The sequence below is a fragment of the Bordetella genomosp. 11 genome (assembly GCF_002261215.1).
Classification (GTDB): Bacteria; Pseudomonadota; Gammaproteobacteria; order Burkholderiales; family Burkholderiaceae_B; genus Bordetella_C.
Genome location: NZ_NEVS01000004.1, coordinates 2,443,645 through 2,458,442 on the forward strand (window position 1 = coordinate 2,443,645; position 14,798 = coordinate 2,458,442).

Here is a 14,798-nt window from a genome sequence, read left to right on the forward strand (position 1 = left end):
GATTCACATGACGCGGTGGCGCAGTGCGGGCAAGGCGGTTCGCACTTCCGACAGCCGTGCGGGTTCTATGTTACCCGCTACGACGCCCGGCCCCTCCGGCAGCACGTCGACGATATCCCCCCATGGATCGATCAACATGGAATGACCCCAGGTACGGCGGCCATTGGGATGCGAGCCGCCCTGCGCCGGTGCCAGCACATAGCATTGGTTCTCGACGGCTCGCGCGCGCAGCAGCAGTTCCCAATGCGCCTTGCCGGTCGTATAGGTAAATGCCGCCGGAACCAGAATCAGGTCCACCTGTCCCAGCGCCCGATATAACTCCGGAAACCGGAGGTCGTAGCATACCGACAGGCCCACGCGCGCGAATGGGGTATCGATGGTACGCACGTCGTTCCCCGGGCGAATGGCGATCGACTCGTCGTAGGATTCGGTACCACGCTTGAAGTTGAACAAGTGTATTTTGTCGTACCGCACCAAACGGTTGCCATCCGGGCCATATACCAGGGAGGTGTTGAACACCCGGCTTGCATCCGGGCTGGCAAGCGGTAAAGTACCTCCCACGACATATACGCTGTGGCGGCGCGCCTGATCCGCCAGAAACGCCTGAATGGGGCCGTCGCCCTCCGTTTCCCTAATGGCAAGCTTGTCGTGATCTTTTTGTCCCATGAAGCAGAAATATTCCGGCAAGGCTACCAATCGTGCCCCGGATTCGGCCGCTTTTGCGATTAACTGGGACGCAACATCCAGATTTTCCCTGACAATGGGCGTACTGACCATCTGGATAGCCGCCACGCGGCCGGGGGGAGAGGAAGCGATGGAAGGAGCGTTCATCGGAAACAAATAGATTCAAGAATTCCAGGGATAATTCCCAACTCGTTTTGTGCTATTGTCGACAAAATAACTATAATCAGGTCGGAAAATCAATTCCATAATAAGGATCGATATATCATGCCAAGAGAGACCTACTCCGCGCAGCAAGCCAGGATCGAAAAAGAGATCGATAAGCTCCGTAAAAAAGCGGAAGCGCTGCAAATGAAGCGCCGCAAGCCCGTGGTGGCCTCCATCATCCGGTCCATGCGTGAATACAATATCACTCCTGAAGAGATCGTCGCCGCGTTCGGCAAGCCCGCCGCGCGCCGGGGCCCGGGCCGCAAGACCGCCGGGGCGACCGCCGCTGCGTCCGCCAAGCGTGCAGTGGCACCGAAATACCGCCATCCCGACACCGGCGAAACCTGGACTGGCCGGGGCAAGGCACCTCGCTGGCTTACCGCCGCCGAAGCCGCGGGCGCATCCCGCGAGACTTTTCTCATCCAGTAATCGGGGCAGTCAACACCGCCTCGATGCCGATCCCAAGACGGGCCCCGTGCGATTTCACGGGGCCTGATCTTTTTGAAACGTCACAGTATCGGAAAGTGCCGGCCGCATCTGGCCACGGCCTTCCGGCCCGCTACCTGTCCATCGTATAGCGGACTTCCCGCTCCGAACCATTGTTCGCGGGAAAATTATCGAAAATGGCGCGAACCAGGTAGGGCATTACTTTCAAAAGCCTGTCGTTATCCGACACGCTATATGCGGTAGCCCGGTAAACCTCCTTGCCGCCCTGGCTGGCATCGCGTATTTCCACGGTCAGCGCATTGCGGTAAGCAACCGTCGGCACATCGACCCAGTCCGGGCCCCAGAAGCCGGGCCCCCACGGGCCGCCCCAATACCGTCCACCATAAAAGCCCGGACCATACCCCCCGTAGAAATAGGGATCATAGGGCCGCCGCACGTTCACCTGCGTCTGGGTCACGCCATAACGGAACGCCACATCGAAACGCGCCGGCTGGCCGGCTTGAGCCTCCACCAGGCCGGTCGCGCCTATCCCGCTGCGCACCATGTCCTGAAAATTCTGATATTCCAGATTGTTATTCTGGCTGGGATCCGCGGGCACGAAGCGATACCGCTGCCCGGTCGCGCCGGCGGGCCATTCCTGGAAGGAAGTCACGCGCGCCGATACGCTGGGCGTGGTGGCGCAGCCGACGAGCAAGCCGGCCATCAGCGCGAGGACCAAAGCCTGCGCGCAGCGCCAGGAACGTGACATGGTGACTCTATACATAAAGACTCCTGCAAAACGACGAGGCGTCGCTGCTCACGCACGCATGATAATGGCAGCCCGCGCCCGTTGGACAGGAAACCGGAAGCAAAGTTTTGCGGGCCGCGCCAAGGGGCGCCCTACAATAAGCTCCGTGCTCACCACGACAGGCAAGGCCATGCGTACAGAAACTTCCGTCACCGTCTACCGCCAGGATTACCAGCCCTACCCCTTCGATATACCGGAGGTTGCGCTGGCCTTCGACCTGGACCCCGAAGCGACGACGGTGACCTCCCGCCTGACGGTTCGGCGACGCACCCCGGGCGATACGGCGCCGCTGAAGCTCGATGGCAGCGACCTGGAGCTCGTCTCCGTATCGGTAGACGGCCGGGCATTGGAGGCCGCCGAATATACCGTCGACGAACATGCGCTGACGTTGCCCAACCTGGGGGCGAGCGCATCGATAGAGATCGTCAGCCGTTGCCGGCCGGCCGCCAATTCCACGCTGATGGGCCTCTATGTGTCGGGCGGCAACTTTTTCACGCAATGCGAGGCCGAAGGATTTCGCCGCATTACCTGGTTTGCCGACAGGCCGGACGTCATGTCGCGCTACCGCGTCACGCTGCGCGCGACGCCCGATTACCCCGTCTTGCTCAGCAATGGGAACCTGCTGGAGCACCGGACCCTGCCCGACGGCCGTGCCCAGGCCGTTTGGGAAGATCCGTTCCCGAAACCGTGCTATCTGTTTGCCCTCGTGGCCGGACGCCTCACGCACCGCGAAACCCGGGTGAATACCGCTTCCGGCCGGGAAGTCCTGCTGCAGATATACAGCGATCCGGGGGCCGAATCCAGGACGGAATGGGCACTTGAATCCTTGGTCCGCTCGCTACGCTGGGATGAAAGCCGGTTCGGCCTGGAGCTGGACCTGGACCGCTTCATGGTGGTTGCCGTACGCGATTTCAATATGGGCGCCATGGAAAACAAAGGCTTGAATATTTTCAACGCCGCGTACGTCCTGGCCGATCCCGATACCGCCACCGATGCCAACTATGAAGCCATTGAGGCGGTCATCGGGCACGAATACTTTCATAACTGGACCGGCAATCGCGTCACTTGCCGCGATTGGTTCCAATTGAGCCTGAAGGAAGGGCTGACCGTATTCCGCGACCAGGAATTCAGCGCCGACATGATGGCCCGGGACATGGATGCGCAAGCGGCGGCCAGCGCGCGGGCCGTCAAACGGATTGACGACGTCGTTACCCTGCGGGCCGCTCAGTTTCCGGAAGACGCCGGCCCCATGGCTCATCCCATCCGCCCGGAAAGCTACCAGGAAATCGGCAACTTCTATACCGCGACGGTTTACGAAAAGGGCGCCGAAGTTATCCGCATGCAGCATACGCTGCTCGGTGAAGCGGGTTTCCGGGCCGGCATGGACGAATATTTCCGGCGCCACGACGGGCAGGCAGTCACCTGCGACGACTTCGTGGCCGCGATGGAATCCGTTTACGCGCGGCAGCATCCGGGCCGCGATCTGCAGGTATTCCGGCGGTGGTACAGCCAGGCGGGAACGCCGCGGGTGGCAGTGGAATTGAACTACGACGCGGCGGCACGCCGCTGCACCGTCACGCTGGCGCAGCGTTGCGCGCCGGTGGGTGTCGAAAAAACCCATCCCAGCCCGGATGGCAAGCTGCCTTTCCATATCCCCTTCGCCCTGGGTCTCCTGGACCGCGACGGCGCGCCCATCCCGCTACGGCAGGACGGCAAGGAAACCGCGACTGCGCTGCTGGAGCTTACCGAAGAGCGTCAGCAATGGGTTTTCGACGATATCCCCAGCAAGCCCATTCCTTCCCTGCTGCGTGGTTTCTCCGCGCCCGTCATTGTGGAATACCCATGGAGCGACGCCGAGCTGGCGTTGCTGTCCGCGCACGATACCGACCCCTTCGCGCGCTGGGAAGCGGGACAGGAACTGGCAACCCGCGAAATACTCGGCCTGACGGCAGCACGTCAGACCGGCGCCGAAATGAAAGTCAGCGCCGGCTTTGTCGCCGCCTGGCGTGCCCTGCTGGAAGATCCCCGCCTGGATGCCGCTTATCGGGCACGCGCGCTCTCGCTGCCGTCGGAGAAAACCCTCGCCGAACGCATGGCCGCGATAGACCCTCCGTCGCTGGCGTTCGCGCGCGATTTCCTGCGGGCGGAACTCGGCAGGCAATTGGCGGAGTCATGGCGCCAAGCCGTGGCGGCCTGCCAGACGCCCGGGCCTTATACCCCGGCGCCGGAACCCGCGGGCAAGCGCGCCTTGAAGAACATGGCATTAAGCCACCTGATGGCGGGGGCTGACGCCGATGCGGCGAAATCGGCGCTGGACCAATACGAACGAGCCAGCAACATGACCGACCGCCTGGGAGCCCTGACGGCACTGGTCAACCACGGGGACGAGGATGTCGCGACCCGGACCTTGAGCCACTTCTACGAACAATGGCAGCATGACCCGCTGGTCATCGACAAGTGGTTCGCATTGCAGGCCACCGCGCGCGCCACCACGGTCGAGACCGTACGGGGCTTGATGGCGCATCCCGCCTTCACCCTGCGCAATCCGAATCGCGCGCGCGCCCTGGTGTTCCAGTTCTGCCTGAATAACGCACGCGGTTTGCACGCCGCCGATGGTTCCGGCTATGTCTTCTGGGAAGAACAGGTTCTGGCGCTGGATGCCCTGAACCCTGAAATCGCGGCGCGTCTGGCACGCGCAATGGACAACTGGTCCCGCTTCGTTCCGGCGCTGCGCGGCCCCATGCGGGCATCGCTGGAACGCGTGCGCGGCCACGCGGGTTTGTCCCGCAACGTCATGGAAATCGTATCCAAGGCACTCGAACTGGCTGCCTGAAATTATCTGTTCTAGGAGAATCCTTTGAAACGCAAAACCCTGACCCAGTATCTGGTCGAGCAGCAGCGCCAGGCGCAGGCGGTCGGCCCGGAAGTCCGCCTCCTTATCGAAGTGGTGGCCCGCGCCTGCAAGGCGATCAGCCATGCCGTCAGCAAAGGCGCGCTGGGCGGCGTGCTGGGCAGCCTGGAGTCGGAAAATGTGCAGGGCGAAGTCCAGAAAAAACTGGATGTCATGTCCAACGAAGTCCTTCTCGAGGCCAACGAATGGGGCGGACATCTGGCCGCAATGGCTTCCGAGGAGATGGAAACCATCCATCTGATTCCGAACCGTTATCCCAAGGGCGAATACCTGCTGCTATTCGATCCCCTGGACGGTTCTTCCAATATCGACGTCAATGTCTCGATCGGCACGATTTTCTCGGTATTGCGCGCACCGCACGAGGTCCATGGCCAGCCTGTCACGGAAAAGGACTTCCTGCAGTGCGGCAAACAGCAGGTGGCGGCCGGCTATGCGGTCTATGGACCGCAGTCCATGCTGGTCCTGACCGTCGGCAATGGCGTCGTGGGCTTTACGCTGGATCGGGAGATGGGTTCCTGGGTGCTGACACATGAAAACATGCAGATTCCGCCGGACACCAAGGAATTTGCCATCAATATGTCGAATATGCGGCACTGGGCGCCGCCCGTGAAGCGCTATATAGACGATTGCCTGGCCGGCAAGACCGGTCCGAGGGGCAAGGACTTCAATATGCGCTGGGTCGCGTCGATGGTGGCGGATGTACACCGCATCCTGACGCGCGGCGGCATCTTCATGTATCCCTGGGACGCACGCGAACCCTCCAAGCCGGGCAAGCTGCGCCTGATGTATGAAGCAAATCCCATGAGTTTCATCGTCGAACAGGCGGGCGGTGCTTCCATCAACGGCAAGCAACGCATTCTGGACATCGAACCGAGCCAACTGCACGAGCGCGTAAGCGTCATACTGGGATCACGCAACGAAGTGGAAACCGTCGCCCGCTATCATCGCGAGCACGACGCCGAGGCCTCCAGCTAGTACCACTCGGGTAAACAAAAACCGGCGCCTCGCTTCGCACGACGGCGCCGGTCTTTACCGGACGATGCGGATCCGGCCATTTCGGCCGTTTCGTTTATTTGACCTGTTCGATCGACTTCACATCGTCCTTGTTGATCTGGACCTCCTTGCCATTTTGATCGTACTGGTACATCCCGGACTTCTTGTCGTAGTCGGGCTTGTCGGGTGTCACGATCTGGGAACCATCCCGTGTATTCACGACGGACGGTGAAGAGCAGCCGGCCAGGATGGCAACGGTAGCTAGCGACATCGCGGTGAACTTCAGGGTCATGTCATCTCCTTGCGTTAAGGACATAACCAATTTAGCGAAGCGCGGGCGCCACAGAGGTGACCGGATGTCGGCAAAATGCGAGTATCTGTTAACCGTCCCTGAAATAACAAGAAAAAAGGCCACCCAGGGGCAGCCTTGCAAACCAGAGCCGAAATACGCTGCGATCAGTTACCCAGCGTCAGGATGGTCGCGCCGGTTGTTTTGCGGGAAGCCAGGGCGGTCTGCGCCTCGCCCGCCTGTTCGAGCGGATAGCGCTGGTCGATGCGCATGCGGATTTTCTTTTTCAGCACAAGATCGAACAGCTCATCCGAGGCGGCTTTCAGTTTGGCCGGCGTATTTACATGTATGCCGAGGGATGGCCGCGTCAGGTACAGGCAACCCTTTTGGTTCAGGATGCCCACATTGACGCCGGTAACCGGCCCCGACGCATTGCCGAAACTGACCATCAAGCCACGCGGCTCGATGCAGTCCAGCGATATCTCCCAGGTATCCTTGCCCACGCCGTCGTACACCACCGGCACCTTTTTCCCACCGGTCAGTTCCAGCATGCGTTCGACGACGTTTTCACGCGAGTAATCGATGGTCTGCCATGCGCCATGCTCGCGCGCGAGTTCGGCCTTTTCCGGACTGGAGACCGTGCCGATCAGTTTTACGCCCAAGGCCCTGGCCCACTGGCAAGCAATCAAGCCGACGCCGCCCGCGGCCGCGTGGAAGAGAATGGTCTCGTGGCCTTGCAGGCGATATGTCTGGCGGAACAGATATTGCACGGTGAGGCCCTTGAGCATCATCGCGGCGGCCTCGTCGAAGCCGATTCCCTTGGGTAATTTCACGACGTTGATCGCCGGCACGTTGCGCATTTCGGCATAGGCGCCCAAGGGGCTCTGGCCGTACGCGACGCGGTCGCCCTTTTTGATATGGGCGACTTCGCTGCCCACCGCTTCCACCACGCCCGCGCCTTCGAAGCCCAGGCCGTGCGGCAACGGATGAGGATACAGGCCCGTGCGATAGTAGATATCGATGAAATTCAAGCCGGCCGCATGCTGGCGCACGGTCACCTCGTTGGGGCCCGGCGGGGGCACCTCCACGTCAACCAACTTCAGGACTTCCGGGCCGCCATGGGCCTCCAGTTGGATTGCCTTGACTGTGTTGCTGGCCATACAACGCTCCTTTCTTTGCGTTCGTCGCGGTAAGAGGGTAAATCGTCAGACAGGAACCGGGCAGCGGGCGGCCCGGTCAATTCCGTTTTGCCGAAGCCGGCGCGGTGAGCACGAAGACGCCCGCCAGCACAAATGCCGTTCCGGCCAGTTGCCAGGCGGTCACCGGCTCGCCAAGAAACCAGAAGGCGAGAAACAGCACCGATACCGGGCCCAGCATACCCAGCTGAGCCGCCAGCGGCGGCCCGATGCGGGACACCGCACTCATGATCATGAACACCGGCAAGACGGTATTGACGGTGGCATGGATCAGTGACAATCCATAGAAACCCGCGGGCTGAATCAGGACAGAGGCCGGATGCAGCAGGAAAAACTGCACGATGCAGGCGATGCTTGAAACCGACATCGCATAGGCGGTCAGGCGCATGGCTCCGACCCGCTTGACGAGTTCGCCCGAACCGATCAGATACAACGCATACGAGAACGCCGACGCGAACACGAAGGCGGATCCCAATAGGACGGCGCCGCCGTCCGTTTGCGACATGTCGTGCGCGAACACCAGGACGACACCAAGATAGGACAGCAACAGCGCCAGCCACTGGCGGGCGGCGATGGGCCGCTTCAGCCAGAACGCCGTGATCAATAGCACCATGGTCGGTGCCAGGAAAAGAATCAGCCGCTCCAGGCCCACGCTGATGTAACGCAGCCCGAGAAAATCCAGGAAGCTCGACAGGTAATAGCCGATCAGGCCGAGCAGCACGACCTTCGCGCACTCCGTGCGCGTCAGGACCGGTATTTCGCCGCGCACGGCACGCCGCGATTGACGCCATCCGATATAGGCAAAGAAAGGCAGCGAGAAAAGCATGCGAAAAGCGATAAGCGTGACCGCGTCCACCCCGTACTCGTAGGTGAACTTGACGACGATGGCTTTGCCGGAGAAGAGGATGGCGCCCAGGGCGGCCAGGAAAAAACCGACGGCGCGGCTGGAATAAGCCCCGGTGGCCGGTGTTGCGACGGTCGAATTCATGGCGGCGATTTTATGTGCCGGGCGGTGGTCTTTGCACGGCCTTTCTCTCGGCCCGCGTGCGCGACCGGGGTAGAAGCGGCGTGGCGCCGCCGCGACGCTGTCCGCGATAAAGGCTCCTTGACAATAACTGTCTAAACAACTAATATTCGTCACATGAACGACGAATCCACTGTCACGTCAGGCGAGTCCCCGCCTTACCGCTGCGACCGCACCCGGGTCGAGGACAACCCCGGCTACCTCATCCGCCTGGTCTTCAATTCCCTGAATCGGGCGTTGGACCAGGAGATGGCGCCGCTGGGGCTGACCGCAACCCAATGGCGCCCCGTGGCGATGGTGGCGCTGGGCCGTGCCGATACCGCTGCCGAGCTGGCCCGCCTGAACGAGGTGGACACCGGCGCGATGACGCGTACGCTGGACCGGCTGGAAGCCAAGAAGTTGCTGCGCCGCAAGCGCAGCGAACTGGACCGCCGTGTCGTGAAGATCGAACTTACCGAAGAAGGCGAAGCGATGGTGCGGGAGATCCCGGCCAACATCGCGCGCACACTCAACCACTACCTGCGCGGGTTCTCCGAACACGAAGTGGACCTGTTGACCCACTTCCTGCGTCGCATGCTGGCAAACGGTTCGGCGCCGGTGCCGCCAGCCAAAGGTTGAGCAAGGATCGCTTTTTTTCGCCTTAATAGCTGCCTAGTCAATAAGTAACTGGTCAATAAAAATGACAAACTGCTTAATCCTACCCTGCCGCCACGGGGCGCCCTTAAAGCCACTTATCGCACGCTGATTCGTATGAAACGCCTATCGATCTTGCTATTGGCAATCGTCCTGAGCGGTTGCGCCTTCATGGAAAAAGGGCCCGCGCCCGTGGCCGAACTTACTGGTCAAAAGCTGGGCTTGGCCGAGAGCGCCGCAGCCTGGCCCACCACGCAGTGGTGGGAACGGTATGGCGACTCGCAACTCGACGCCCTCGTGCAGGAGGCGTTGGCGAACAATCCCACGATGTCGGCCGCACAGGCACGGTTGGCGCAAGCGAATGCGGCAGTGGGAGGCGCCCGCGCGCCCCTGCTGCCGCGCGTCGATGCGAACTATTCGCTGCAGCGCGAACATATCTCCAAAACCTATATCTATCCCGATCCGCTCGGCGGTTCGGTCCAGAGCGACAACAGCCTGGGGCTGAATTTCAGTTACGAGCTGGACTTCTGGGGCAAGAATCGCTCCGCCCTGCAGGCCGCGCTATCGAGCGAACAGGCGGCGGAAGCCGATAAGCAGGCGGCGCGCACGATGTTGTCCAGCGCCATGGTGCAAAGCTACCTGAACCTGCAGAATGCCTTCGCGCAGCGCGACGTTCTACAGCGCATCATCAAGCAACGCGACGAAGCCCTGTCCATTACGCGGCAGCGTTTCAGCGCGGGGCTCGATACCCAGGTGGAAGTCAAGCAGGCAGAGTCCCAACTGGCTTCGGCCAAGGTGCAGCTGACGCAGATCGAGACGACACTGGCGCAACTGCGCAACCAGGTGGCGGCCCTGGCCGGTGCCGGCCCGCAACGTGGGCAAGCCTTGCAGGAAGCGCACTTGACCGCGCCGGCCGGCGGCGTTCCGGCCTCGATTCCGCTGGACCTGCTGGGACACCGGGCCGATGTCGTGGCCGCCCGCTGGCGCGCCGAGGCCGCGCGCCATACCATCGACGTCGCGAAGGCGGATTTCTACCCCAACGTCAATATCACCGCCTTCATCGGTTTCCAGGCGCTGGGCACCAACAACCTGCTGCAGGCCGCCAGCCATGCCGCGAATATCGGGCCCGCCATTTCCCTGCCTATTTTTCACGGCGGCGAATTGAACGCCAACCTGGCCGGCCGCCGCGCCGACACGGATCTGGCGGTATCGGACTACAACCAGACCGTGCTGGACGCCGTCCGGCAGACCGCCGACGCGTTGGACGCGCTGCGCCTGATCGGACGCGAGACAGCCGAACAGCGCCAGGCACGCGAATCCATCGACGCCGCCTACGACCTGGCCGTCAACCGCTACAAGGCCGGGCTGGGCAATTACCTGACGGTCCTGGTGGCACAGAACGAAGTGCTGACGCAGGCCCGGCTGGAAACGGACCTGCGCTTCCGCACCTATAAGCTGGACGCGGACCTTGCCAACGCATTGGGCGGCGGCTATGTACCAGCGCCGGCCAACGCGGAACTCGCGCGCAACCAGGACAACCTGAATACCACTCGTTGAAAAAGAATCGGATTACGCCATGAACGCCCCTCAAAGCTCCAATCCCAAACGCAAGCGCCTGATGCTGATCGCAACGGGTGTGTTCGTGCTGGCCGCCATCGCGTACGGCGCATGGTGGTGGCTGGTCGGCTCTCATTTCGAGAGTACCGACGACGCCTACGTGCACGGCAACCTGGTGCAGATCACGCCGCAGGTACCCGGTACGGTCGTCGCCATTGAAGCCGACGACACGGAAATGATCGAAGCGGGCGCGCCCCTGGTGCGCCTGGATCCCTCGGATACCGACATCGCCCTGCAGCAGGCCGAAGCCAAACTGGCACAGACCGTGCGCCAGGTGCGGACGCTATACGTGCAGAACGATGCCCTGGCCGCCGATGTGGCGGTCCGCCAGGCCGACGTGGAACGCGCGCAGGCCGACCTGACCCGCGCCCGCAGCGACCTCGCGCGCCGCCAGACGCTGGCCAAATCCGGCGGCGTGAGCGGCGAGGAGATCCTGCATGCCCAGACTACCCTGAAGTCCGCGGAATCCGGTCTGGCGCAGGCGCGAGCCTCCCTGGAGGCGTCCAGGGCCAAGCTGGCCACCAACCAGGCGCTGACGCACGGCACCAGCGTCGAAAACCATCCGGACGTTCGTGAAGCCGAAGCCGAACTGCGCAATGCCTGGCTGGCGCAATCGCGCACGGTATTGCCCGCTCCGGTCACCGGCATGGTGGCACGCCGCAGCGTCCAGGTCGGCCAGCGCGTGGCCCCGGGCAATACGCTGATGAACGTCGTGCCGTTGAACCAGCTGTGGGTGGAAGCCAACTTCAAGGAAGGACAACTGCGCGAGATGCGAGTGGGCCAGCCGGTCAAGCTGACCGCGGACCTGTACGGCGGCAGCGTGACCTACCACGGCACGGTGGTTGGCCTGGACGCCGGCACCGGCAGCGCTTTCGCCCTGCTGCCCGCGCAGAACGCGACCGGCAACTGGATCAAGGTCGTCCAGCGGGTCCCCGTGCGCATCGCGCTGGATCCGCAGGAACTCAAGACGCATCCCTTGCGTATCGGCCTGTCCATGGACGTCGAAGTCGACCTGAGCAAGCAGGATGGTCCCGCCGTCACGGAACAACCCCGCCGCGCCGAACCCGCGCTCGCCACCCGGGCCTTCGATCCCGATAGCAAGCAGGTCGACGCCATGATCCAAAAGATCGTTCAAGAGAACCTCGTGCAATGAATCCCGCCAGCAATGCCGTGCCGGCCCGATCCGAAGCGCCGGCAGCCCCTGCGGACCCGCAGCGTCCGGTCACCTATCCGCCGCTGGAGGGCGGCCTGCGGATCGTCGGCTCGATCGCCTTGTCCACGGCAGTGTTCATGAACGTACTGGACACCTCCATTGCGAACGTCTCCATTCCGACGATCTCGGGGGATCTGGGCGTCAGCACCAGCCAGGGCACGTGGGTGATCACGTCCTTCGCGGTCGCCAATGCCATTACCGTCCCGCTGACCGGCTGGCTGACGCAGCGCTTCGGCCAGGTGCGGCTGTTCGTGATCTCTACGCTGCTTTTCGTCGTGGCGTCATGGCTGTGCGGCTTCGCACCCACGCTGGAAACGCTCATCGCCTTCCGGGTGCTGCAGGGCGCCGTGGCCGGCCCGATGATCCCGCTGTCGCAAACGTTGATGCTGGCAAGCTTTCCCCGGAATAAGGCCGGCATGGCACTGGCCTTATGGTCGATGACAACACTGGTCGCGCCCGTCGCCGGACCGCTGCTGGGGGGCTGGATCTCCGACAACTACTCCTGGCCCTGGATCTTCTACATCAACGTCCCGGTCGGACTGCTCGCCGCGTGGCTCAGCTGGCGCATCTACAAGGACCGCGAGTCGGTCACCCACAAGCTGCCCATCGACAAGACCGGCCTGGTCTTGCTGGTGGTCTGGGTGGGCGCGCTGCAGATCATGCTGGACAAGGGCAAGGAACTGGATTGGTTCCAAAGCCCCACCATCATCGCTTTGGCCGTAACCACGGTGATCGCGTTCGTGTTCTTCATCATCTGGGAGCTGACGGAAGCGCATCCCATCGTGGAACTCCGGCTGTTCAAGGGACGCAATTTCACGATAGGTGCGGTCACGCTGGCCATCGCCTACGGGGTCTTCTTCGGTAACGTGGTGCTGCTGCCGCTATGGCTGCAAAGCAATATGAATTACACAGCCACCGACGCCGGTATCGTGACGGCGCCGGTGGGCATTCTGGCCATTGCGCTCACCCCTGTGGTCGGGCGCATGCTGGCCACGCGTGACCCGCGCCAAATCGTGACTTTCGCCTTCTGCGTCTTCGCGCTGGTTTGCTATATGCGCGCGAACTTCACGCCGCAAACGGACATGCAGGCGCTGATGATCCCCACCATCATCCAGGGCGCGGCCATGGCGGCTTTCTTCGTCCCATTGACGTCGATCACGCTGTCGGGCCTGGAACCGTGGCGCATCCCCGCGGCGGCCGGTTTGTCCAACTTCTGCCGCCTGACGGCCGGCGCTTTCGGCACCTCCATCGCCACCACGCTTTGGGAGAATCGTGCCACCCTGCACCATGCGCGCCTTACGGAAACGGCGACGCCAAGCTCGCCGGCCTACGAACAGGTCATGCATGGACTGGCATCGCTCGGCATGTCGGCCGAGCAGGCGCTGAATGCGCTGAACGGCATGCTCGATACCCAGGCCTTTACGATGTCCGCTCTGGATGTTTTCTACGGCTCGGCGATCGTTTTCATATTGCTGACCGGCCTGGTGTGGTTCGCGCGTCCCGTGCGGGCGAAGGATGCCGGCGCGGCGGAGGCCGCGGCGGGCGCTCACTGAGCGCCACCCGACACGGCACGGCGCCCCGGCTCGCTACGCGCGGCCCGGGGCGCCGTCGTTTTGTATCGGGGATCAGGAAACCAGCGTGCGCCAGTCGAGCTTGGGAATGATCCGGTCGGACAAGGCGCTGTTCTGCGACAGGTTGAACACGTCGATTCCACGAGCCTTCAGCAACGCCGCGGCCTGCGAGAAGGACGGCTCGATCAGCCGGTCGAAGTTACGCACCAGCCGGCTGTTTTCCGGTTGCGCTTCCTTGTAGAAACGGCGCGCGCCGGAAAAGCCGAGGTCCAGGCCGTGCATGTAGATACGGCCGACGCCGCCCGCGACGAGGATTTGCAGCGCGGCATAGGCCACCGTATCGGCGTCGAATACACCGCTGGCAAGGTCGAAGCTGTAGCCGAGCGAACGTTGCGAATCGAACAGCGAAAGCGCCGGATTGGCCTTTGCCATCGCGGCGAGTTCATCCGGCCTGAAATGCGGCAGGTAGGCGCGTTCCGATACGACCTCGATGACGCAGATGCGGCACTTGTAGCGCTCGGGCCATGGCATTCCCTGCACCATGTAGCGCAGCACATCCGGCGTGACGAACAAGGTCAGATCGCGTTCGACCACCTCGCGCATCAAGTCGATGCGGCGGCGGACGAAGTTCTGATCGATTACGCAGTAATAGCGGAACGGGATGTCGAACTGGCGGGCCAGGGAGATGGACCCGTTGACGCCCATCGCGGCCCGCATGGGCAGGCGGTCGTACGGGATCTCCGCCACGGACGGGCCGCTGAGGATGACGTGCACCGTGTCGTGGTGTTCCGCAAAGGCCTGCTGCAGCGGCGTAATGGGCACGACATGGCGAAATGCCGAAAAAGCGTTGATGGCGCCCTGCGCGTCGCGCCCGATGGACACATACGGCCATAGATGCCGGTTGTGCTGCATGCGGCGGCTGCGAAACAGCGAATAGAACTTGCGCCAGAAGCGGTCGAGCGGTTTGTCACCTACAGTGCCGTCACCGGCGACAACGACACTGCCGCCCTCAGGGAGCAGCGCTGTCTTCCCCGTCACCAGGGAATCCGCGTTGTCGGCAGCCAAACTTGTGGAAGATAACAATGCCAAACTCGAACGTGAGGGCGCAAACGTACAAAAATGTACAGCGCGATCGGAAAGTACCGGGGACGCAACGCATATCCATGCCGCCACCTGTAGTCAAACTATACCTTCGCATGCGCGTCAATAGTTTGAATTTCCGACGGAAT

13 protein-coding genes are annotated in these 14,798 nt (G+C 62.4%); 7 read left to right on the top strand and 6 right to left on the bottom strand.

Translation table 11 applies throughout. The annotated features are described in order from the left end of the window. Positions 1 to 3: 3 nt before the first annotated feature. Positions 4 to 831, bottom strand: coding sequence for a carbon-nitrogen hydrolase family protein (locus CAL28_RS18610; protein ID WP_094842750.1), 828 nt, complete (start codon positions 829 to 831; stop codon positions 4 to 6). Between the two features lie 117 nt (positions 832 to 948). On the opposite strand from CAL28_RS18610, the gene CAL28_RS18615 reads away from it, so the two are divergent. Continuing rightward, positions 949 to 1,317 (top strand): H-NS histone family protein, encoded by a 369-nt coding sequence (locus CAL28_RS18615; protein WP_094842751.1) that lies wholly within the window; start codon positions 949 to 951, stop codon positions 1,315 to 1,317. Positions 1,318 to 1,447: 130 nt separating this feature from the next. Here CAL28_RS18615 and CAL28_RS18620 read toward each other — a convergent pair whose 3' ends face one another. Next, positions 1,448 to 2,083: a DUF4136 domain-containing protein gene (locus tag CAL28_RS18620; RefSeq protein ID WP_254926168.1), complete on the bottom strand. Its 636-nt coding sequence runs from the start codon at positions 2,081 to 2,083 to the stop codon at positions 1,448 to 1,450. A 169-nt stretch (positions 2,084 to 2,252) separates the two neighbouring features. Between CAL28_RS18620 and pepN the strand changes: the two genes are divergently transcribed. Together pepN and CAL28_RS18630 are read left to right on the top strand one after the other, a co-directional pair. Then, positions 2,253 to 4,955 (top strand): aminopeptidase N, encoded by a 2,703-nt coding sequence (gene pepN / locus CAL28_RS18625; protein WP_094842753.1) that lies wholly within the window; start codon positions 2,253 to 2,255, stop codon positions 4,953 to 4,955. Positions 4,956 to 4,979: 24 nt separating this feature from the next. Next, entirely contained in the window at positions 4,980 to 6,008 is a 1,029-nt protein-coding gene (locus CAL28_RS18630; RefSeq protein ID WP_094842754.1) for a class 1 fructose-bisphosphatase, read from the top strand. 94 nt (positions 6,009 to 6,102) lie between these two features. Here the strand turns inward: CAL28_RS18630 and CAL28_RS18635 are convergent, their stop codons facing one another. The 3 genes from CAL28_RS18635 to CAL28_RS18645 all read right to left on the bottom strand — a co-directional run bounded on the left by CAL28_RS18635 (position 6,103) and on the right by CAL28_RS18645 (position 8,499). Next, positions 6,103 to 6,318 carry a YgdI/YgdR family lipoprotein gene (locus CAL28_RS18635; RefSeq protein WP_094842755.1) on the bottom strand — a complete coding sequence of 72 codons (216 nt, stop codon included), beginning with the start codon at positions 6,316 to 6,318 and terminating at the stop codon, positions 6,103 to 6,105. Positions 6,319 to 6,482: 164 nt separating this feature from the next. Next, positions 6,483 to 7,475, bottom strand: a complete 993-nt coding sequence (locus tag CAL28_RS18640; RefSeq protein WP_094842756.1) for a quinone oxidoreductase family protein — start codon at positions 7,473 to 7,475, stop codon at positions 6,483 to 6,485. A gap of 76 nt (positions 7,476 to 7,551) precedes the next feature. Further along, the gene (locus CAL28_RS18645; RefSeq protein ID WP_094842757.1) at positions 7,552 to 8,499 is read right to left on the bottom strand and encodes a DMT family transporter; all 948 of its coding nucleotides are present in this window, start codon (positions 8,497 to 8,499) and stop codon (positions 7,552 to 7,554) included. Positions 8,500 to 8,652: 153 nt separating this feature from the next. On the opposite strand from CAL28_RS18645, the gene CAL28_RS18650 reads away from it, so the two are divergent. The 4 genes from CAL28_RS18650 (at position 8,653) to CAL28_RS18665 (ending at position 13,551) form a co-directional block, all read left to right on the top strand. After that, a complete protein-coding gene (locus tag CAL28_RS18650) occupies positions 8,653 to 9,153 on the top strand; it encodes a MarR family winged helix-turn-helix transcriptional regulator (RefSeq protein ID WP_094842758.1) in 501 nt (166 codons plus the stop codon). Between the two features lie 132 nt (positions 9,154 to 9,285). Next, positions 9,286 to 10,725: an efflux transporter outer membrane subunit gene (locus CAL28_RS18655; RefSeq protein ID WP_094842759.1), complete on the top strand. Its 1,440-nt coding sequence runs from the start codon at positions 9,286 to 9,288 to the stop codon at positions 10,723 to 10,725. A 19-nt stretch (positions 10,726 to 10,744) separates the two neighbouring features. Beyond that, positions 10,745 to 11,938, top strand: a complete 1,194-nt coding sequence (locus tag CAL28_RS18660; RefSeq protein ID WP_094842760.1) for an HlyD family secretion protein — start codon at positions 10,745 to 10,747, stop codon at positions 11,936 to 11,938. Continuing rightward, positions 11,935 to 13,551, top strand: coding sequence for a DHA2 family efflux MFS transporter permease subunit (locus CAL28_RS18665; protein ID WP_094842761.1), 1,617 nt, complete (start codon positions 11,935 to 11,937; stop codon positions 13,549 to 13,551). Before CAL28_RS18660 ends, CAL28_RS18665 begins: the two co-directional genes overlap by 4 nt. Before the next feature lie 72 nt (positions 13,552 to 13,623). Here the strand turns inward: CAL28_RS18665 and CAL28_RS18670 are convergent, their stop codons facing one another. Beyond that, on the bottom strand, positions 13,624 to 14,607 hold the full coding sequence (locus CAL28_RS18670; protein ID WP_176464036.1) for a hypothetical protein: 984 nt from the start codon (positions 14,605 to 14,607) through the stop codon (positions 13,624 to 13,626). Between the last annotated feature and the right edge of the window lie 191 nt (positions 14,608 to 14,798).